This window comes from Streptomyces sp. DH41 (genome assembly GCF_029813785.1).
Taxonomy (GTDB): domain Bacteria; phylum Actinomycetota; class Actinomycetes; order Streptomycetales; family Streptomycetaceae; genus Streptomyces.
In genome coordinates, this window is the sequence record NZ_JARVKY010000014.1 from 111,623 (window position 1) to 128,623 (window position 17,001).

At 71.9% G+C, this 17,001-nt stretch carries 14 protein-coding genes and 1 pseudogene; 6 read left to right on the plus strand and 9 right to left on the minus strand.

Translation table 11 applies throughout. The annotated features are described in order from the left end of the window. Positions 1 to 10: 10 nt before the first annotated feature. Entirely contained in the window at positions 11 to 1,681 is a 1,671-nt protein-coding gene (locus QC283_RS22735) for a class I adenylate-forming enzyme family protein (RefSeq protein ID WP_279563470.1), read from the minus strand. Then, the gene (locus QC283_RS22740; protein ID WP_279563471.1) at positions 1,678 to 2,448 is read right to left on the minus strand and encodes an SDR family oxidoreductase; all 771 of its coding nucleotides are present in this window, start codon (positions 2,446 to 2,448) and stop codon (positions 1,678 to 1,680) included. Before QC283_RS22740 ends, QC283_RS22735 begins: the two co-directional genes overlap by 4 nt. Before the next feature lie 174 nt (positions 2,449 to 2,622). Here QC283_RS22740 and QC283_RS22745 point away from each other — a divergent pair, with 174 nt between their 5' ends. Further along, positions 2,623 to 3,888, plus strand: coding sequence for an exo-beta-N-acetylmuramidase NamZ family protein (locus tag QC283_RS22745; RefSeq protein ID WP_279563472.1), 1,266 nt, complete (start codon positions 2,623 to 2,625; stop codon positions 3,886 to 3,888). 74 nt (positions 3,889 to 3,962) lie between these two features. Here the strand turns inward: QC283_RS22745 and QC283_RS22750 are convergent, their stop codons facing one another. Beyond that, positions 3,963 to 6,818 carry a penicillin acylase family protein gene (locus QC283_RS22750; RefSeq protein WP_279563473.1) on the minus strand — a complete coding sequence of 952 codons (2,856 nt, stop codon included), beginning with the start codon at positions 6,816 to 6,818 and terminating at the stop codon, positions 3,963 to 3,965. A 224-nt stretch (positions 6,819 to 7,042) separates the two neighbouring features. Between QC283_RS22750 and QC283_RS22755 the strand changes: the two genes are divergently transcribed. Then, on the plus strand, positions 7,043 to 7,645 hold the full coding sequence (locus QC283_RS22755; protein WP_279563474.1) for a hypothetical protein: 603 nt from the start codon (positions 7,043 to 7,045) through the stop codon (positions 7,643 to 7,645). Between the two features lie 269 nt (positions 7,646 to 7,914). On the opposite strand, the gene soxR is transcribed toward QC283_RS22755, so the two are convergent. Then, positions 7,915 to 8,448, minus strand: a complete 534-nt coding sequence (soxR, locus tag QC283_RS22760; protein WP_279563475.1) for a redox-sensitive transcriptional activator SoxR — start codon at positions 8,446 to 8,448, stop codon at positions 7,915 to 7,917. 141 nt (positions 8,449 to 8,589) lie between these two features. Between soxR and QC283_RS22765 the strand changes: the two genes are divergently transcribed. Continuing rightward, positions 8,590 to 9,051, plus strand: a complete 462-nt coding sequence (locus QC283_RS22765) for a MaoC family dehydratase (RefSeq protein WP_107477022.1) — start codon at positions 8,590 to 8,592, stop codon at positions 9,049 to 9,051. On the opposite strand, the gene QC283_RS22770 is transcribed toward QC283_RS22765, so the two are convergent. From QC283_RS22770 to QC283_RS22780, 3 genes are all read right to left on the minus strand, one after another. After that, positions 9,042 to 9,686: a TetR/AcrR family transcriptional regulator gene (locus QC283_RS22770; RefSeq protein WP_279563476.1), complete on the minus strand. Its 645-nt coding sequence runs from the start codon at positions 9,684 to 9,686 to the stop codon at positions 9,042 to 9,044. The genes QC283_RS22765 and QC283_RS22770 overlap by 10 nt on opposite strands. 83 nt (positions 9,687 to 9,769) lie before the next feature. Then, the gene (locus QC283_RS22775; protein ID WP_279563477.1) at positions 9,770 to 10,060 is read right to left on the minus strand and encodes a YiaA/YiaB family inner membrane protein; all 291 of its coding nucleotides are present in this window, start codon (positions 10,058 to 10,060) and stop codon (positions 9,770 to 9,772) included. Positions 10,061 to 10,148: 88 nt separating this feature from the next. Then, positions 10,149 to 11,300, minus strand: coding sequence for an acyl-CoA dehydrogenase family protein (locus tag QC283_RS22780; RefSeq protein ID WP_279563478.1), 1,152 nt, complete (start codon positions 11,298 to 11,300; stop codon positions 10,149 to 10,151). Between the two features lie 89 nt (positions 11,301 to 11,389). Here QC283_RS22780 and QC283_RS22785 point away from each other — a divergent pair, with 89 nt between their 5' ends. Beyond that, entirely contained in the window at positions 11,390 to 12,031 is a 642-nt protein-coding gene (locus QC283_RS22785) for a TetR/AcrR family transcriptional regulator (RefSeq protein WP_279563479.1), read from the plus strand. A gap of 47 nt (positions 12,032 to 12,078) precedes the next feature. Continuing rightward, entirely contained in the window at positions 12,079 to 12,792 is a 714-nt protein-coding gene (locus tag QC283_RS22790; protein WP_279563480.1) for an ArsR/SmtB family transcription factor, read from the plus strand. A gap of 94 nt (positions 12,793 to 12,886) precedes the next feature. Here the strand turns inward: QC283_RS22790 and QC283_RS22795 are convergent, their stop codons facing one another. Together QC283_RS22795 and QC283_RS22800 are read right to left on the minus strand one after the other, a co-directional pair. After that, on the minus strand, positions 12,887 to 13,984 hold the full coding sequence (locus QC283_RS22795) for a Zn-dependent alcohol dehydrogenase (RefSeq protein ID WP_279563481.1): 1,098 nt from the start codon (positions 13,982 to 13,984) through the stop codon (positions 12,887 to 12,889). A gap of 22 nt (positions 13,985 to 14,006) precedes the next feature. After that, on the minus strand, positions 14,007 to 15,395 hold the full coding sequence (locus tag QC283_RS22800) for an aldehyde dehydrogenase family protein (protein WP_279563482.1): 1,389 nt from the start codon (positions 15,393 to 15,395) through the stop codon (positions 14,007 to 14,009). Between the two features lie 396 nt (positions 15,396 to 15,791). Between QC283_RS22800 and QC283_RS22805 the strand changes: the two are divergent. Further along, positions 15,792 to 16,987: pseudogene (locus QC283_RS22805) on the plus strand (RNA-guided endonuclease InsQ/TnpB family protein). Positions 16,988 to 17,001: the final 14 nt, after the last annotated feature.

Here is a 17,001-nt window from a genome sequence, read left to right on the forward strand (position 1 = left end):
CAGTGTCCGTTCACTGTCCGTCCTGGTGCGTACGGGAACGCAGTTCCCGACGGAGGATCTTCCCACTCGCCGTCTTCGGCAGGTCGGGCAGGATCTCCACCTGGCGCGGGTACTTGTACGCGGCCAGTCTCTCCTCGCAGTACGCGGCGAGTGCGTCCGGGTCCGTCACGGCACCCGGACGGAGGCTGATGTACGCCTTGACGGTCTCGCCGCGGTACCCGTCGGGCACACCGACGACGGCGGCCTCGCGCACCGCCGGATGGGTGTAGAGGACGTCCTCGACCTCGCGCGGCCAGACCTTGAAGCCGGAGGCGTTGATCATGTCCTTCTTGCGGTCGACGACGTAGAGCCACCCCTGGGCGTCCATGAAGCCGATGTCGCCGGTGCGCAGCTCACCGCCGGGGAAGGTCTCGGCGGTGGCGTCGGGGCGCCGCCAGTATCCGGGGACGACCTGCGGGCCGCTGACGACGATCTCGCCCTGTTCCCCGAAGGGCACCTCGGCGCCCTCCTCGTCGACGATCCGGACGGTGCTCTCGGGGCCGGGCACGCCGACGGCGAGGGTGCCGGAGACCGGGTCGACGGGCGCCTCCAGGTGCGGCGGGACCGACGCGCAGGGGGCGGTGCACTCCGTGAGTCCGTAGCCGTTGCGGATGTACGGCCCGAAGCCCGCGCGGAACTTCTCCACCAGGGCGGGCGGCAGCGGGGCGCCGCCGGAGGAGATGTTGGCGAAGGAGGCGAAGTGCTCGCGGGTGACGGACGGGTGGGCGGCCAGCGCCATGAAGGCGGTGGACGGGCCGACGGTGTAGTGCGGCCGGTGCTCGGCGAAGGCGTCGAGCACGACGCCCGTCTCGAAGCGGTACGCCAGGACGAGGGTGCCCACGCTGTTCAGGCAGGCGCCGAGCTCGCAGACCATGCCGGTGATGTGGAACAGCGGCGCGAGCGCGAAGTAGACCGGCGCCTCGGGCAGGCCGAGCCCGGTGCGCTGCCGCTCCGCGTTGTACATGATGTTGCGGTGCGTGTTGGTGGCGCCCTTGGGTGTGCCGCTGGTGCCCGAGGTGTAGCTGATGAGCGCGGTGTCGCCGGGCTCCGGGTCACGGTCGGCCGGGGCCTTGTGTCCGGCGCGGGCCGTGACCGCGAGGTCGTCGGCGTCGGTGGCCGCGGGCAGCCGCTCGAAGGTCAGTACGCGCGCGTCCTGACGGGTCTGGAAGTCCAGCTCGCACCCCGTCAGCACGATCCGCACCGGCGTGCCGGCCGCCGTCTCGCGCAGGTACGACTCCCAGGCACGGTCCGAGCAGATCAGCGCGGCCACCTCGCCGTCCCGCAGGACGTGGCCGACCTCCCCCGACTTGTACATGGGGTTGACGGGGACGACGACCGCGCCCGCCTTCCAGGCGCCGAGGACGGCGAGCACGAAGTGCGGGGAGTTCTGCAGCAGGACCGCGACCCGCTCGCCGCGCTCCAGGCCGCGCGCGGCGAGGTACCCGGCGACGGAGTCGCTGAGCTCGTCCACCTCGCGGTAGGTGAGGCGGCCGTCGAAGTAGGCGAGGAAGGCGCGGTCGGGTGCTACGGCCGCGGCCCGGCGCAGGGCGTGCACCAGGGAGGCGTCCGGGTCGAGCGGGGCTTTCTGGGCGTCGGTCAGCAGGTCCAGCCAGGGCTTGTCGGCGTAGCGGGGGCCGGTCATCGGGCGGTCGCCTCCTCCCACTGCCGCTGGAGCCGGTTCATGCCGCGCAGCCAGCGGTCGGGTTCGACGGCGCGGGCCTGGTAGTACTCGGCGACCTCGGGGTGCGGGAGGATCAGGAAGCGGTCCTCCTCGATGCCCTTGAAGAGGGCGTCCGCGACGTCCCCCGGCTCGATCGCGGTGGGCTGGAGTACCAGTTCGCCGGCGCTGCCGCTCGCGGTGAGCATGTCGGTGCGCACGCCCTGCGGGCAGATGGCGTGGACCTTGATCCCGCGGTGGCGGTAGGTGAGGGACAGCCACTCGGCGAAGGCGTACGCGCCGTGCTTGGTGACGCTGTAGGGCGCGGCGCCGATCATGGTGAGCAGTCCGGCGGCCGAGACGGTGGAGACGAAACGGCCGCTGCCGCGCTCCAGCCAGTCGGGGATCAGCTCGTGGGCCGCGCGTACGTGTGCCATGACGTTGACGTCCCAGGCGAGCGCCCAGACGTTCTCGTCGGCCGCCTCCGTGCCCCCGGAGGCGACGCCCGCGTTGGCGCAGTACACGTCGACCGTGCCGCCCAACGCGTCACGGGCCTCGGTGATGATCGCGGAGGCGTCGCCCGGGACCGCGATGCCGCCGATCTCGTCGGCGACGGCCTCGGCCCGGCCGGCGTCCAGGTCGTTGACGACGACCCGGGCGCCCTCGGCCGCGAAGCGGCGGGCCAGCGCGGCGCCGATGCCGCCTCCCGCCCCGGTGACGACGACTCCGGCATGCTGCACGGCTTCCACCATCGGTCTCCTTCGACACACGGCTCGGGCGCTGCTCGCTCCCCGTTGCAGCGCCAGACTAACCAGTCGGTATGTGCGACGGAAGAGGTGAACCGCGGTTCGACTCGTTCCGTGCGGCAGGGGGCGCGGGTTAGCGTGCGTGCGCATGACACCCGCCGCGATCACGGAGGTCACCGCATGACGCTGTCCAGACGGTCCCTGCTCGCCACGACGGCCGCGGTGACGGCCGCCACGGCCGCCACCACCGCCGCCACGACCGGCACGGCGCAGGCGGCGCCCGGGGGCCACGGCGGCCGCCGGCCGCGCACCGGCTTCGAGAACCTCGCCGACGACGGCTACGCCCTCCTCGGCGGACAGAAGGTCGGCGTCGTCACCAACCCGACCGGCGTCACCCGGGACGTGCGCCACATCGTCGACGTCATGCACGCCGACGACCGCGTGAACCTGACCGCCGTCTTCGGCCCCGAGCACGGTTTCCGCGGCACCGCGCAGGCGGGCGGCTCCGAGGGCCGCCACGACGACCCCGCGACCGGCCTGCCGGTCTACGACACGTACCTGAAGAGCGGGCAGCCGCTCGCGGACATCTTCACGGCCTCCGGCGTGGACACCGTCGTCTTCGACATCCAGGACGTCGGCGCGCGCTTCTACACGTACATCTGGACGCTGTTCGACTGCATGGAGGCGGCCCGGCTCGCGGGCAGGCGGTTCGTGGTCCTGGACCGGCCGAACCCGGTGACGGGGCGGGCGGCCCTCGGCCCCGTCCTGCACAAGGAGTTCGCGACCTTCGTCGGCCGGCAGCCGATCTCGCAGGCGCACGGCATGACGGTCGCCGAGCTGGCGCGACTGTTCAACGGCGAGTTCCTGACGTCGCCGGTGCCGCTGGAGACCGTGACGATGTCGGGCTGGAAGCGCTCGGAGTTCTACGACGCCTCCGGGCTGCCCTGGGTGCCGCCGAGCCCGAACATGCCGACCCCGGAGTGCGCGCTGGTCTACTCGGGCACGTGTCTGTTCGAGGGCACCAACCTCTCGGAGGGACGCGGCACCACTCGTCCCTTCGAGCTGATCGGAGCCGAGGGCATCGACGGGAGCTGGGCCGCCGCCGCGAACGGCCTCGACCTGCCTGGCGTGCGCTTCAGGGAGGCGTACTTCGCGCCCACCTTCTCCAAGTTCCAGGGGAAGACCGTCGGGGGCGTGCAGCTCCATGTGCACGACCGGGCCGCCTTCGACCCGGTACGCACGGGGATCGCCCTCCTGGTGACCGCGAAGCGGACCTGGGACGGCTTCGCCTGGCGGCCGGACAACTGGATCGACAAGCTCACCGGCTCCACGCGGGTGCGCACGATGATCGACGCGGGCGCGGACACCGACGAGGTGGTGGGCGGCTGGGAGAGCGAACTGGCGGCGTTCCGCAGGACGCGCCGCCAGTACCTCCTCTACCGGTGACCGGTTGCCAGTGCCTCCTCTACCGGTGACCGGTTGCCCGTACCTCCTCTACCGGTGACCGTGGGGCCGGCCGGTCACCGGTGTGACGTGAACTCCACGACCTGCTGGTAGGTCGGCCGGTTCTGCCAGCCGATGCCGCCGTGCCTGATGCCGCCGAGGGTGCGGTGGATCACCGAGTCGGCGCACCACTGGTCGCCCGCCGAGCAGTTCTCGTCGCCGGGATAGACCTGGGCGGGCGTCCGGCCCGCCGCCTCCTTCAGGGTGGAGACCAGGGTGTCCCGGCAGGCGGCGAGGTCGCCGTCGCCGCAGTACTCGCGGGCCAGCGGCCCCTCGACGGGCTCGCCGAGCACGGACCGGATGTCCTTGTCGACATAGCTCCACCAGCCGTACTGGAAGGCGCTTCCGGCGTGCGCGCCGGTCGGGCCGTGGGCGCTGGACGGGGACTCGTCGACGGGGAGGTTGCGGGTGAAGGCGGTGTACAGGTCACTGCCGAGGCCGGGTTCGAACTCGGCCTTCACCAGCAGCGGCCACCAGGCGTCCAGGGTGCGGATCGCGTCGGCGTGGGCGTACTCCTTCGAGCCGGCCGAGCTCTCCGCGCGCAGGGCGCCAGCCGCACGCCACGCCTTCAGCCGGTCCACGGCCGCCCTGGCCGCGGGGTCGGTCACCGGCGCCGAGTCGATCACCTTCAGCAGACCGGGCAGTACGTCCGTGGCTCGCAGGTCGGCGAGGCCGGCCTCTGCCATCGCCCGCACCAGCGCGGCCCGGGTGACACCGCCGTCGGCGACCAGCTTCCCGACGCGGTCGTCGAGCAGGTTGCCCCGGTGGACCGAGCCGTTGCCCCAGGGCGCCGAGGTGTGGTCCCTGGCCTGTTTGTTGTTCCAGGAGACGTAGTAGTCCTGGTCGGCGGACTGAGGGTGGGCCGAGGCCGGCGTGTACCGGGCCGTGTTGGCGGCCGGGTCCCAGTCCCGCCACTCGTACGCCTGACGCGCCCAGGCCGGGAAGTCGGCGTCGACTCCGTCCGCCCGCACCGGGTTGTCGCCGCTGTTGTAGTACGCGGTGTGCTCGGAGTCGGCGTAGAACCAGTTGAAGGTGTAGTTGATGTTCTTCACGGCGCTCCGGAAGCGCTCGGGGCTGTTCAGGTACTCCGGGTCGTTCAGCATCTGGAAGCCGATGATCGAGTCGGCCTCGTGCAGGTACGAGGAGCGCAGGCTGGTGTAGGCGACCTTCTTGCCCCCGACCGTGGCGCGGTACTCGACCGGGCCGTACTTCGTGCGCCAGACCCGCATCGTGTAGGAGCCGGCCTCGGTGGAGTCGGCGACGGTCGGCTTCCAGGCGTTCTTCCGTTCGATCTTCTCCATCGGCGTGCAGGTGCCGCGGTAGAGGTAGTGGTAGTCGTCCTGGCACAGTTCGATGGCGAAGGTGTCGATGATGTCCTGGCCGGAGGTGGTCGCGCTCCACGCGTAGTCCTGGCCTCGGCCGAGTTCGACGTACATGCTCAGGCCCGCGAAGGAGGCGCCGCGGGCGCTGATGCCCGGGCCCTGGATCTCCTGGAGCATGAGGAGCTGGGGTGCGAAGTAGCCGGTCTGCGGACCGAAGACGGCGACCGGGTGGCCGCTCGCGGTGTGCTCGCCGCTGACGACGAGGGCGTTGGACATGCCGCGCCGTGCCGAGGTGACGGCCGCGTCCGCCGCCGTGGCGGAGGCGCCGGTCGCGCTCTCACCCGCCGCGCCGCCGGTACGGTCGTACACCAGCGGTTCCGCCCGGACCGAGCCGGCGTCGGGCATGGCGGCACCCCGCGGGTCGTCCGGTTTGGGCAGGTACGGGAAGCTGCCGGCGTGCTGGGTGAGGACCGCCTCGGGGTCGTTGCGCTGGCGGAAGGACTCCCAGACCTCGGTGCCCTCGGCCACGCCGTACTTCTCCTGGGCGGCGAGCAGTGAGAGCGCGTTGCTGACCTCGCCGCCGCCGCCCGCGCCGAAGAGCGCGCCGATGACGGAGGCCAGCGCGATCAGGTCGGTGCGCTTGAAGTGCTCGATGGTGCCGGCGTTGGTGATGGCGTTCTTGTGGCCGGTCAGGACGTACTCGCCGGGAAAGTAGCGGCCCTTGTCGGAGGCGTCTATGTAGGCGTTGATGCCGGCGACGTAGGCGTCCAGGTCGGCCAGGGCCAGCTCGCCGCGCTCACCGGCCTTGGCGGCGGCGCTCTCGACCTGGGCCGCGAGGTCGGCCTCGGTGTACGGGGCGGTGCGCCAGAACTGCTGCTCCAGTCCCTGGTTGGCGGGGTCGCCGCCGGCGAAGGGGGTCAACTGGCCTCGACCGACGTGCCGGAAGAGGTCCATGAGCCACAGCCGGTCCTGGGCCGCCGCGTAGCCGGCGCCGAACTCGGTGCCGTAGCGGGTGGTGCCGGTGATGTGCGGCACACCGGTCTTCTTGTCGCGGACGATGGTCACGTCGCCGCGGCCGGCGGGACGGACGGTGGAGGCGACCTGGCCCTCGGGGACGCCGAAGGAGGCGTCGTTGAAGAAGTCGTCGATCTTGTCGTCGGTGAGGCCCGAATAGCCGGTGGCGAGGTCCGCGTAGGGCCCGAGCTGGTCCTCGGCGTGTGCGGGCTGGGTACCGAAGGCCTGGTTGAGGAGGATCTGGGCGAGGGTGGCGTTGCCGTTCTGGCCGGGCGGCAGGATGTCGGAACACTGGCCGCCGCAATGGTCGTTCGCCGCCGACACGGAGATCTTTTCGTTGATCTTTTCCGTGGTCTTTTCGGTGGTCGCTTCGGCGGCTCTCTCCGAGGTCAGGCCCGTTGTGGCGGCCATCGCGGGGGAAAGCGGCGACAGAAGTCCGGCGACGAGGGCGCATACCGACGCGCCCTTCAGGAACCCGTGGAAGCCGCGGGGAGTTCTCAGTCTGTCAAGGGCGTTGCGTGGGGTGCGCCGTGGCATGGCAGCTCCTCCCGACTGGGGGTGGGCCCGGACGTTACCGCCGGTATCCCCGAGTTGGAAGATGAACATGCGTCACTTTTTTTGGAGCGGGTGGATCGGCTTATGAGGGGCATCGGAAATCGGATGGAGCCGAATCGCGTGTCGATACGTCTATTCGGCGACGTCCGTACGACGACGCCGAAGTGACCGAAGTGCAGGTGCAGGTGTGACGGAGGTGCAGGGCGATGGCCGGTTTCCGGAGTCTGGCGAGACAGGTCCGCGATCCACGGTGCGACCTGGCGCTACGGCGCTATTCGCTGCGCAAGTGCCTTGAGCGGTTCGCCCCTTACGGGCACAGGGCGACCTGGGACCATCTGTGTTCCCGGGCCGGGTTCGGCCCCGAGGACCGCTCCCCCGAACCGGCGCGGCTCGTGGCCGCACTGGAGGAGCTGGAGGCGGCGCGTTCGGTGTGGCTGGCCTACGAGGCCGGGTTCGCCGAGCGACGCAGGAAGGAGAAGCACGACGGGCTGCGCAGGCCGGGCAGCGTGGACGACTGGCACCGGCTGACCTGGGGCGGTTTCGGTGTCGCGTGGTGCGACGACCCCCGGGTCCATCCCGACGGACCGCTGGCGGAGGTGCTGCGCGGCCTGATCTCCGCGCTGGAGCGCGAGCCGGGGTCCGTGTGCCCGGTGTGCGACGGGGAGCGCCTCGTCTGGAAGTACGCCCTGGACCACGAACCCTCGACCGGTCCCGTCTGCACGGACTGCGGAATCCTCGTCCCGCGGCCCGTCCTCACCCCCGACGCGCTGGCGGACGCCCGGCGCGGACGGTTGCTGATGTCGGCGTAACCGGCCGGCGGGTGTGGTCAGTGGCGCCCTGCACCATGGGGGATGGTGCGGGTGTGCGTGGAGGGAGCCCGTGGCGGCACCGACGGCAGCCGGTGCCGCTACCGCTGCCGCGCCTGACGGAGTGGTCCGTGGCGCGGCGGGTGGCACGTGACGCGAGGTCAGGTCGAAGGCCCGGTCCGGTTTCCCGGGGCCGGGGTCGGCTGCCCGGGGTCAGGGCCGTATCCGGGGCCGGTTCCCGGGCCGGGTCACCGGGCCGGGTCACCGGGCCGTCAGTCGCAGCACTGCGACTCCGGCTCCGGCTCCCGCTCGCGTGCGCGGCTCGCGCGCCCGCGGCGGGTGGTGGAGTCGCGGCGCTCCACCATCAGGCGGGAGCCGGTGAGGCGTTCACCGAAGACGTCGTCGGGGTTGGACAGGACGCAGGTGTCCAGGGACAGGCAGCCGCAGCCGATGCAGTCGGTGAGGTGGTCGCGCAGCCGGTTCAGCTGCTTGATGCGCTCGTCCAGTTCGGAGCGCCAGGACTCGGAGAGCCGGGCCCAGTCGTCCTCGGTGGGCGTGCGCCCCTCCGGCAGCTCCGCGAGGGCCTCGCGGATCGTGGCGAGCGGGATGCCGACGCGCTGCGCGGCGCGCACGAAGGCGACCCGGCGCAGCGCGTCCCGGCTGAAGCGGCGCTGGTTGCCCGAGGTGCGACGGCTGGTGATCAGGCCCTTGGACTCGTAGAAGTGCAGGGCGGAGACGGCGGCGCCGCTGCGCGCGGCGAGCTGGCCGACCGTGAGCTCGTGAATCTTCTCGGGAATCTGAGGCACTCCTCGAACCCTACCGACCGCTTCACCCTCGTGGCCCTCCGGTCCGTTGACACGGGCTGCCCGGGCGACCATGCTAAGCAGTCGCTTAGGTTATGGCGTACAAGTCGGGCGAGCAGGCAGCGCGAGCAGAGAGGCCGGGACATGGCAGAGCCGAGGATCTTCACATCCGCCGACGAGGTGAAGGCGGCGGTGGGCGAGCAGCTGGGGTACACCGACTGGCTGGACGTCGACCAGAAGCGGATCGACCTGTTCGCGGAGGCGACCGGCGACCACCAGTGGATCCACGTGGACCCGGAGAAGGCCGCCGCGGGCCCGTTCGGCACCACCATCGCGCACGGCTATCTGACCCTGTCGCTGCTCCCGCTCTTCGGACCGCAGCTGATCAAGGTCGAGGGCGTGAAGATGGGCGTCAACTACGGCACCAACAAGGTCCGTTTCCCCTCCCCCGTCCCGGTCGGCTCGCGGCTGCGCGCCACGGCGACGATCACGGGCGTCGAGGACGTCAAGGGAGGGATCCAGGTGGCCGTCGCCTTCACCGTGGAACGCGAGGGCGGCGACAAGCCGGTGTGCGTCGCCGAGTCGGTCTCCCGCTACTACCTCTGAGCGGCGCCGGGCGCTTCGGCTCCCACCATCCGCAGGACGAGGTCGGCGTAGAGCGCGCCGACCTCGTCGGGCGTCCGGGGGCCGTTCACGTTGAACCAGCGGGCCACGTCGATGCAGAGCGACAGCACGGCCAGCGTCGTGCCCTTCACGTCCGGCACGTCGAACTCGCCCGACGCCACACCGTCGTCGATGATGCCGCGCACCTCGGCGTCGCACTGCCGGCGCAGCGCGAGGATCTCGTCGCGGGCCCCGGGGCCGAGCGCGTCCAGTTCGTACTGCACCACCCGCGCGGTCGTGCGCCGTCCGGCGTGCCACCGTACGAAGGAGCTCACGGCGTCGGCGAGCCGCTCGGTGGCGCCGCCCTCACCGCGGGCCGCCGTCCGCAGGATGGCGACCGCCCGGTCGTGGCCGATCCGGCTGATGCGGTGGAGCAGCTCTTCCTTGGTCTTGTAATGGATGTAGAGCGCGGCCGGACTCATGCCGGCCCGCCCGGCGATGTCGCGGGTCGTCGTCGCGTGGTAGCCGCGCTCGGCGAAGGCCTCCACCGCTGCGACCAGGAGCCGCCGGGCCGCGTCCGGGGTGACCTCTTCCCACGGCTCGGTGTCGCCGCCCGTCGTCTCGGCCGCCGTACTCATCGCTTGTTCGCCCCTCTCGGTGACAGGAGCACCACCATACCGCCGAAGCTGAGCGGGCGCTTAGGGGCGGCGTCCACGGCACGTCAGCCCAGCTTCTCGAAAGGGTCGTGCTCGGAGAGGAGCTTGTCGAGCCGGGCCTGGTCGACGCGGCTCACGAGCTGCCCGACCTCCTGACGGTCACGGATGATCTTGGCCAGCGTGAAGGCCGAGGTGACGAGGTACAGGACGGCGACGGCGAGGAAGGCACGCACCCAGGCGTCGGCCTGGAGGTTGTAGATGCCGACGGCGGTGGCGATCATCGCCACCGCGAACGAGGCCACGGCCTGCCCGTAGAAGGCCGCCGTGCTCTGCTGCTTGACCGGTGTGTCACTCATGGGAACAAGCATCGGCGGATGTGGTCCCCGCCACATCCGCCGGCCTACTCAGTCCTCGTACTCAGACAGCTCCCGGTTCCGGTGGGGATCAGAATGCCGAAACCCCGGTCAGCGCGCGCCCGATGACCAGCTTCTGGATCTGGCTGGTGCCCTCGTAGAGGGTCATCACGCGGGCGTCGCGCAGCAGCTTGCCGGCCGGGTACTCGTCGATGTAGCCGTAGCCGCCGAAGACCTGGAGGGCGTTGTTCGCGGCGCGGACGGCGGCCTCCGAGGCGAACAGCTTGGCCTTGGAGGACTCGACGGTGAAGGGCTGCCCGCGGTCGATCAGGTCGGCGACCCGCCAGGTCAGCAGCCGGGCCGCGTCCACGTCGAGGGCGATGTCGCTGATCAGCTCCTGCACCAGCTGATGGTGGGCGATGGTCTTCCCGAACTGCTCGCGCTCGCCCGCGTACTTCACGGCCGCGTCCAGGGCGGCCTGGGCTATGCCGACACAGCCGGCCGCGACCGACATCCGCCCCTTGGCGAGGGCGGACATGGCGACCGAGAAGCCCTTGCCCTCGGGGGCCAGCATGGCGGAGGCGGGAACGCGGACGTCCTCCAGCACCAGCTCGGCGGTGGCCTGGCCGCGCAGTCCGAGCTTGCCGTGGATGGTGCGGCGGGTCAGCCCGGGCGTGTCGGTGGGCACGAGGAAGGCGGAGACGCCCTTGTGGCCGGGGGCGTCCGTGGAACGCGCGAAGAGCAGTACGACGTCGGCCCAGGTGCCGTTGGTGATGAACATCTTCGTGCCGTTGATCACGTAGTCGTCACCGTCCCGCACCGCGCGGGTGGAGAGGTTCCCCGCGTCCGACCCCGTGCCGGGCTCGGTGAGGCCGAAGCAGCCGACGTACTCGCCGGAGGTGAGGCCCGGCAGCCAGCGCCGCTTCTGCTCCTCGTCGCCCCAGGCCGCGATGGTCTTGGCCACCAGACCGAGGGAGACGGACACGATTCCGCGCACGGAGCTGTCGCCGCGGCCCAGTTCCTCCGTCACCAGGCAGTACGCGAGGTGGTCACCGCCACTGCCGCCGTACTCCTCGTCGACGGTGAGGCCGAGGAAGCCGACCTCGCCGAGCTTCTTCACGATCGACCGGTCCACCTCCTCGGCACGGTCCCAGGCGACGACGTGCGGGGCGATCTCGCGCTCCACGAAGTCCCGCGCGAGCTGCCGTACGGCGCTCTGCTCCTCGCTGAGCTCCAGGTTCATGCCGAGTCACCCCACAGAAGACGGATATTGAACGGCGGACCTTTAAATTAGCACTGCTAGTTTAGAGCCGCAGCCCTACTATGTGCGCCATGGCCCGACCGCGCAAGCCCCTGCTCAGCACCGACCGGATCGTCGCGACGGCCCGCGCGCTGGTGGACGCGGAGGGCCTCGCGGCCGTCTCCACGCGCCGGCTCGCCGCGGAGCTGGGAGTCAGCGGGCCCTCGCTCTACAACCACTTCCGCACCAAGGACGAGATCCTGGAGGCGGTCGCCGACTCGGTGAGCGCGCAGGTCGACCTGTCCATGTTCGAGGACGGCCGGGAGTGGCGGACCGCGCTGCACGACTGGGCCGTCTCCTACCGGGCGGCCCTGCGCGCCCACCCCAACATCGTCCCGGTACTGGCCCACGGCCCCGGCCGCCGCCCGGCCGCGCTGCACCTCGCGGACGCCGTCTACGGCGCGATGGTCGCGGCGGGCTGGCCCCCGGCCCAGGCCACGTCCATCGGCGCGCTGATGCGCTACTTCATCATGGGCTCGGCGCTCGGTTCCTTCGCCGGCGGCTTCGTGGACGACGCCGGCGCCTACGATCCCGCCGACTACCCTCACCTCCAGCAGGCCCATCTCCTGGCCGAGCAGCAGGAGAAGATCGACGAGCGGGCCTTCGAGACCGGGCTGACGGCGCTGCTGGACGGGCTGGCGCAGCAGTACGCCCAGGTGGCACAGGGCGTCTGAGGACACTTCGGCGCCCGCCGAACCGTGCGTACCGCATCCTGGGACGCATGACCGAGAGGGACGCCGAGGCGCCGGGGCTGGCGCGGCTGGCCGGGCTGATCGCCGACGAGACCAGGGCCGCGTGCCTGCTGGCGCTGCTCGACGGGCGGGCGTGGACCGCCGGTGAGCTGGCCCGGCACGCGGGGGTCGCCGCCTCCACGCTCAGTGAGCACCTGGGCAAGCTCGTCGCGGGCGGACTGCTGGCCGAGGAGCGGCAGGGGCGGCACCGGTATGTGCGACTGGCCGACGAGCGGGTCGCGCAACTGGTGGAGGACCTGGCCGCGCAGGTCGCGCCCGAGGCCGCGGCACGGCGCCCGCGCACGCTGCGGGCGTCGAGCGCCGGGTCGGCGATGGCCCGGGGCCGCACCTGCTACGACCACCTCGCCGGGCGGCTCGGCATCACGGTCACCGACGCGCTCACCGGGCGCGGGCTGCTGCGCCAGGACACCGGCTTCGCGCTCACCGACGCGGGCCTCGGCTGGTTCGCGTACGCCGGGATCGTCCTGGAGCCCACCGGTCGCCGGCCGCTGGCCCGTGCCTGCCTCGACTGGACCGAACGCCGTCCCCATCTCGCGGGCGTCGCGGGCGCGGCCCTGTGCCGGCACGCCCTGGACACGGGCTGGTGCGTACGCATCGGCTCGGAGCGGGCGGTGAAGGTGACACCGGCGGGCGAGGAGGCGCTCTCCGTGCTGCTGGGCATCGACGCGGCGGCGCTGCGCTGAGGCGGCGGCCTCCGCGCAGCGCCGCACGAGGAGGCGAGGAACCCCGGACGTGGACGCCCGGGGTTCCTCGCGGGAACGACCCGAAGAGGCCCGTCTAGAACACCACCAGGGCCCGCCCGCCCTTGCCCGCCAGCATGTTCTCGAAGGCCGCCGGGATGCCGTCCAGGGCGATGCGCTCGGTCACCAGGGCGCCGAGGTCCAGGCGTCCGGCGCGGACGTGTTCGGCCAGTACCGGGAGGTCCCGGGCCGGGTCGGCGTTGCCGTAGACGCAGCCGGACAGGGTGCGGCCCCAGTGGAAGATCTCCAGGGCGTTGAAAGTGACCTGCTGGTCCTTGCCGCCGATACCGACGACCGTGGTGCGGCCGCCGCGCCGGGTGGACTCCCAGGCGGTGCGGATGGTGACGGCCCGGCCGACGCACTCGACGGCGACGTCGACGCCCTGCTTGCCGGTGAGGGCGCGGATCTCGCGGGCGGTGGTGTCGGAGGCGATCAGGTAGTCGGTGGCTCCGGCGGCGCGGGCCAGCTGCTCCTTCTCGGGTGACACGTCGACCGCGACGATCTTCGAGGCGCCCGCGATGCGGGCCGCCTGGAGGGCTGCGAGGCCCACTCCCCCGACGCCGAACACCGCGACCGTCTCGCCCTCGCGCACCTTGGCCGAGTGGTGGACGGCGCCGTAGCCGGTGAGGACGGCGCAGCCGAGCAGGGCGGCGTCGGTGAGCGGGATGCCGTCGGGGACGGGCAGGAGGCACCCGGCGTCCACCACCGTCTCCTCGGCGAACGCGGCGACGTTCAGGCCGGGGTGCAGGTCGGTGCCGTCGTCGGCACGGCGTGCGTGCGTGTTCGCCGCGCCGGCCAGGGCGTTCGCGCACAGCCAGACCTCGCCGAGCGAGCAGGCGTGGCAGGTGCCGCAGGACGGGGCCCAGTTGAGGACGACGTCGTCGCCGGGGGCGACGCGGGTGACGTTTTCGCCGACGGCGAGGACCGTGCCGGCGCCCTCGTGGCCGAGGACGGCGGGGAGCGGCACGCGCATGGTGCCGTTGGACAGGGACAGGTCGGAGTGGCAGACGCCGGCGGCGGCGAGCCTCACCCGGACCTGGCCCGGGCCGGGCTCGGGCAGCTCGATCCCGGTGACCTCCAGCGGGGCGCCTACGGCGGGTACGACGGCGGCACGGACAGCGGTACGGACGGCCATGACGTGGACGACTCCCCTGGAACTAGTACTGGAGGGACTTGGTCTGGAGGTACTCGGACAGGCCGTGCGCGCCCAGTTCGCGGCCCACACCGGACTGCTTGTAGCCGCCGAAGGGCGCCAGCGGGTTGAACCGGCCGCCGTTGATGTCGACCTGGCCGGTGTCCATCCGGCGGGCGAAGGCGGCCGCCTCGGTCTCGTCGCCGGCCCAGACGGCGCCGGCGAGGCCGTAGACCGTGCCGTTGGCGATCCGCAGGGCGTCCTCCTCGTCCGCGTAGCGGAGGATGGACAGGACCGGCCCGAAGATCTCCTCCTGGGCGATGGTCATGTCCTCCGTCACGTCGGCGAAGACGGTCGGGGCCACGAAGTAGCCCTGCTCGCGCGGGGCTTCGGGGCCGCCCGCGACGAGGCGAGCGCCCTCGGCGACGCCCTTCTCGATGTAACCGCGCACGCGTTCTTGCTGCTTGGCGTTGACGACCGGGCCGATCCGGTCGCCGTACTTCGCGGCGGCCTCGGCGGCCAGCTCCACGGCCTCGTCGTACCGGTCGGCGGGCACGAGCATGCGGGTCCAGGCGCTGCACGTCTGGCCGGAGTTGGACATGACGTTGGCGACACCGACGTTCACGGCCTTGGCCAGGTCGGCGCTGGGGAGGATGACGTTGGCGGACTTGCCGCCGAGTTCGAGGGCGACCCTCTTGACGGCGGCGCCGGCGGTCGCGCCGATCCGCCGGCCCACGGCCGTGGAGCCGGTGAAGGAGACCAGGTCGACGCCCGGGTGCTCGGCGAGGGCCTGCCCGGCGACCGGACCGAGGCCGGTGACCAGGTTGAAGACACCGGCCGGGACGCCGGCCTCGTGCACCGCCTCCGCGAAGAGCTGGGCGGTGAGGGGGGTGTCCTCGGCGGGCTTCAGCACGATCGTGCAGCCGGCCGCGAGCGCCGGGGCGACCTTGGCGACGATCTGGTGGAGGGGGTAGTTCCAGGGGGTGATGGCGGCGACCACGCCGACCGGCTCGTGGTGGACGACGGAGTTGCCGACCTTCTCCTCGAAGGCGTACGTCGCCGCCAGCTCGGCGTACGAGCCGGCGACCGCGATCGGGGCGGCGGCGTGCACGGCCTGTGAGAGCTTCGGCGGCGAGCCCAGCTCGGCGGTGACGGTCTCGGCGATCTCGTCCTTGCGGGCCACCAGTACGTCCCGCAGGGCGGCCAGGCGTGCGGCCCGCTCGGCGGGCGGGGTGGCGGCCCAGCCCGGCAGGGCGGCGCGGGCGGCCCGTACGGCGGTGTCGACGTCCAGGGCGTTGCCCGCGGGGACCTTGCCGATCACCTGCTCGTCGGCCGGGTTGACCACCTCGATCGTGTCCCGGCCGTCGGCGGGCCGCCAGGCTCCGTCGATGTACATGCCGTCGTGTGCCTTCATCGCGTTCCCTCCGGGCGGGCCTCGTCGTCCGACCCCAAACTAGCGCCGATAGTTTTACGGCACCAGGGGCGGCCACCATGGTGGCGTGGCTCACCCTCCCGGCGGGCCGGATGCCGACGAAGTCACCTGTTTCTTGCGAGGAGGCCCCGGCGTTCACACCGGGGAGGAATCGCGTCCGGGTGTCGCGACGTGGAGCGTCGCCGTACTCGGGTTCAAGGCGCGGAGCGCCCTTACCGCTGCCGGTATCGTTGAAATGATGTGAACGTGTGTGCCTGTGGTCGCTGGTGGGGGTGGCGGCTGTGGGTTCGTGGCGTGTTTTTGTGCGGCTGCCGTACGTATGGTCCTTCGCGGGGTCCGGGACAGCACGGTGTCCTGGCCGCGGCCGTGGAGGACGAGATGGCGGGTGCGGGGGCCGGGCATGCGCGGTACACGTACCGGTTGCGGGTGTCGTCCGCTGCCCGCACCGTCCTGGGGGCGGAGTGGGGCCGGTGTCGTTGGCTGTGGAACGAGTGCGTCGCCAAGTCGAGAGCCGTGCACCTGCGCAACAGGGTGGCCGGTGAGAAGGCCACGTGCGGCCCGGCCCAGCTCGACAGGATGCTGACCGAGGCCCGCGCCCGTACACCGTGGCTGCGGGAGGGCTCCTCGGTGCCCCAGCAGCAGGTCATCCGCGACTTCGGCCGCTCCCGCACCAAGGCGCAGCGGGACATCACAGCGCGCCTGCCCATGGCGCGCCGGGCCGGGATGCCGAAGTGGAAGACCAGGCGTGAGGCGCTGCCGTCCCTCAATTACACGAAGCGCGGGTTCCGGCTGAGGGACGGCCGGCTGCACCTGGCGGGCGGCACCGTCCTGTCGGTGGTGTGGTCGCGGGAGCTGCCGGGTGAGCCGTCCTCGGTGCGCGTGTATCAGGACAGTCTCGGGCACTGGTACTGCTCGTTCGTTGTCCCCGCCCAGGTCCAGTCCCTGCCGGAGACCGGCCGGGTCCTCGGTGTCGACTGGGGCGTGCGGGAGACGGCGACGACCACGTCCTGCCACACTCCGGGCACGGCGGGAAAGCCCGGGTGAAGCTGGCCCGGTACGACCGGATGATGGCCCGCCGCAGGCCGAAGAGGGGCGAGCCCGCATCGAAGGGCTACCGGACGGCGAAGAAGCTGCGGGCGAAGGCCCACAAGAAGGTCGCCAGGCAGCGCGCGGACACCGGCCGCAAGTGGGCGAAGAAGGTCGTCCGGGACCACGACGTCATCGCGGTCGAGGACTTCCGCCCGAAGTTCCTCGCCAAAACCACGATGGCCCGCAAGGCCGCCGACGCCGCCATCGGCGCCACCAAGACCGCCCTGACCGAGATGGGCCGCAAACACGGGCGGGACATCCGCCTCGTACACCCCGCGTACACCACGATGGACTGCGCACAGTGCGGAGCGAGAGCCAAGCACGCACTGCCGCTGGGTGAACGCACCTACACCTGCACCGCCTGCGGGACCACGTCCCCACGGGACAAGAACTCCGCACGCGTCATGCTCGTCCGGGCTGGTCTCAACCCGGCTGGTGCCGACGGCGCAAGACCTCCTGGAGCGCTGCTCCAGGAGGCAGCCTGAGCCAGGAATCCCCT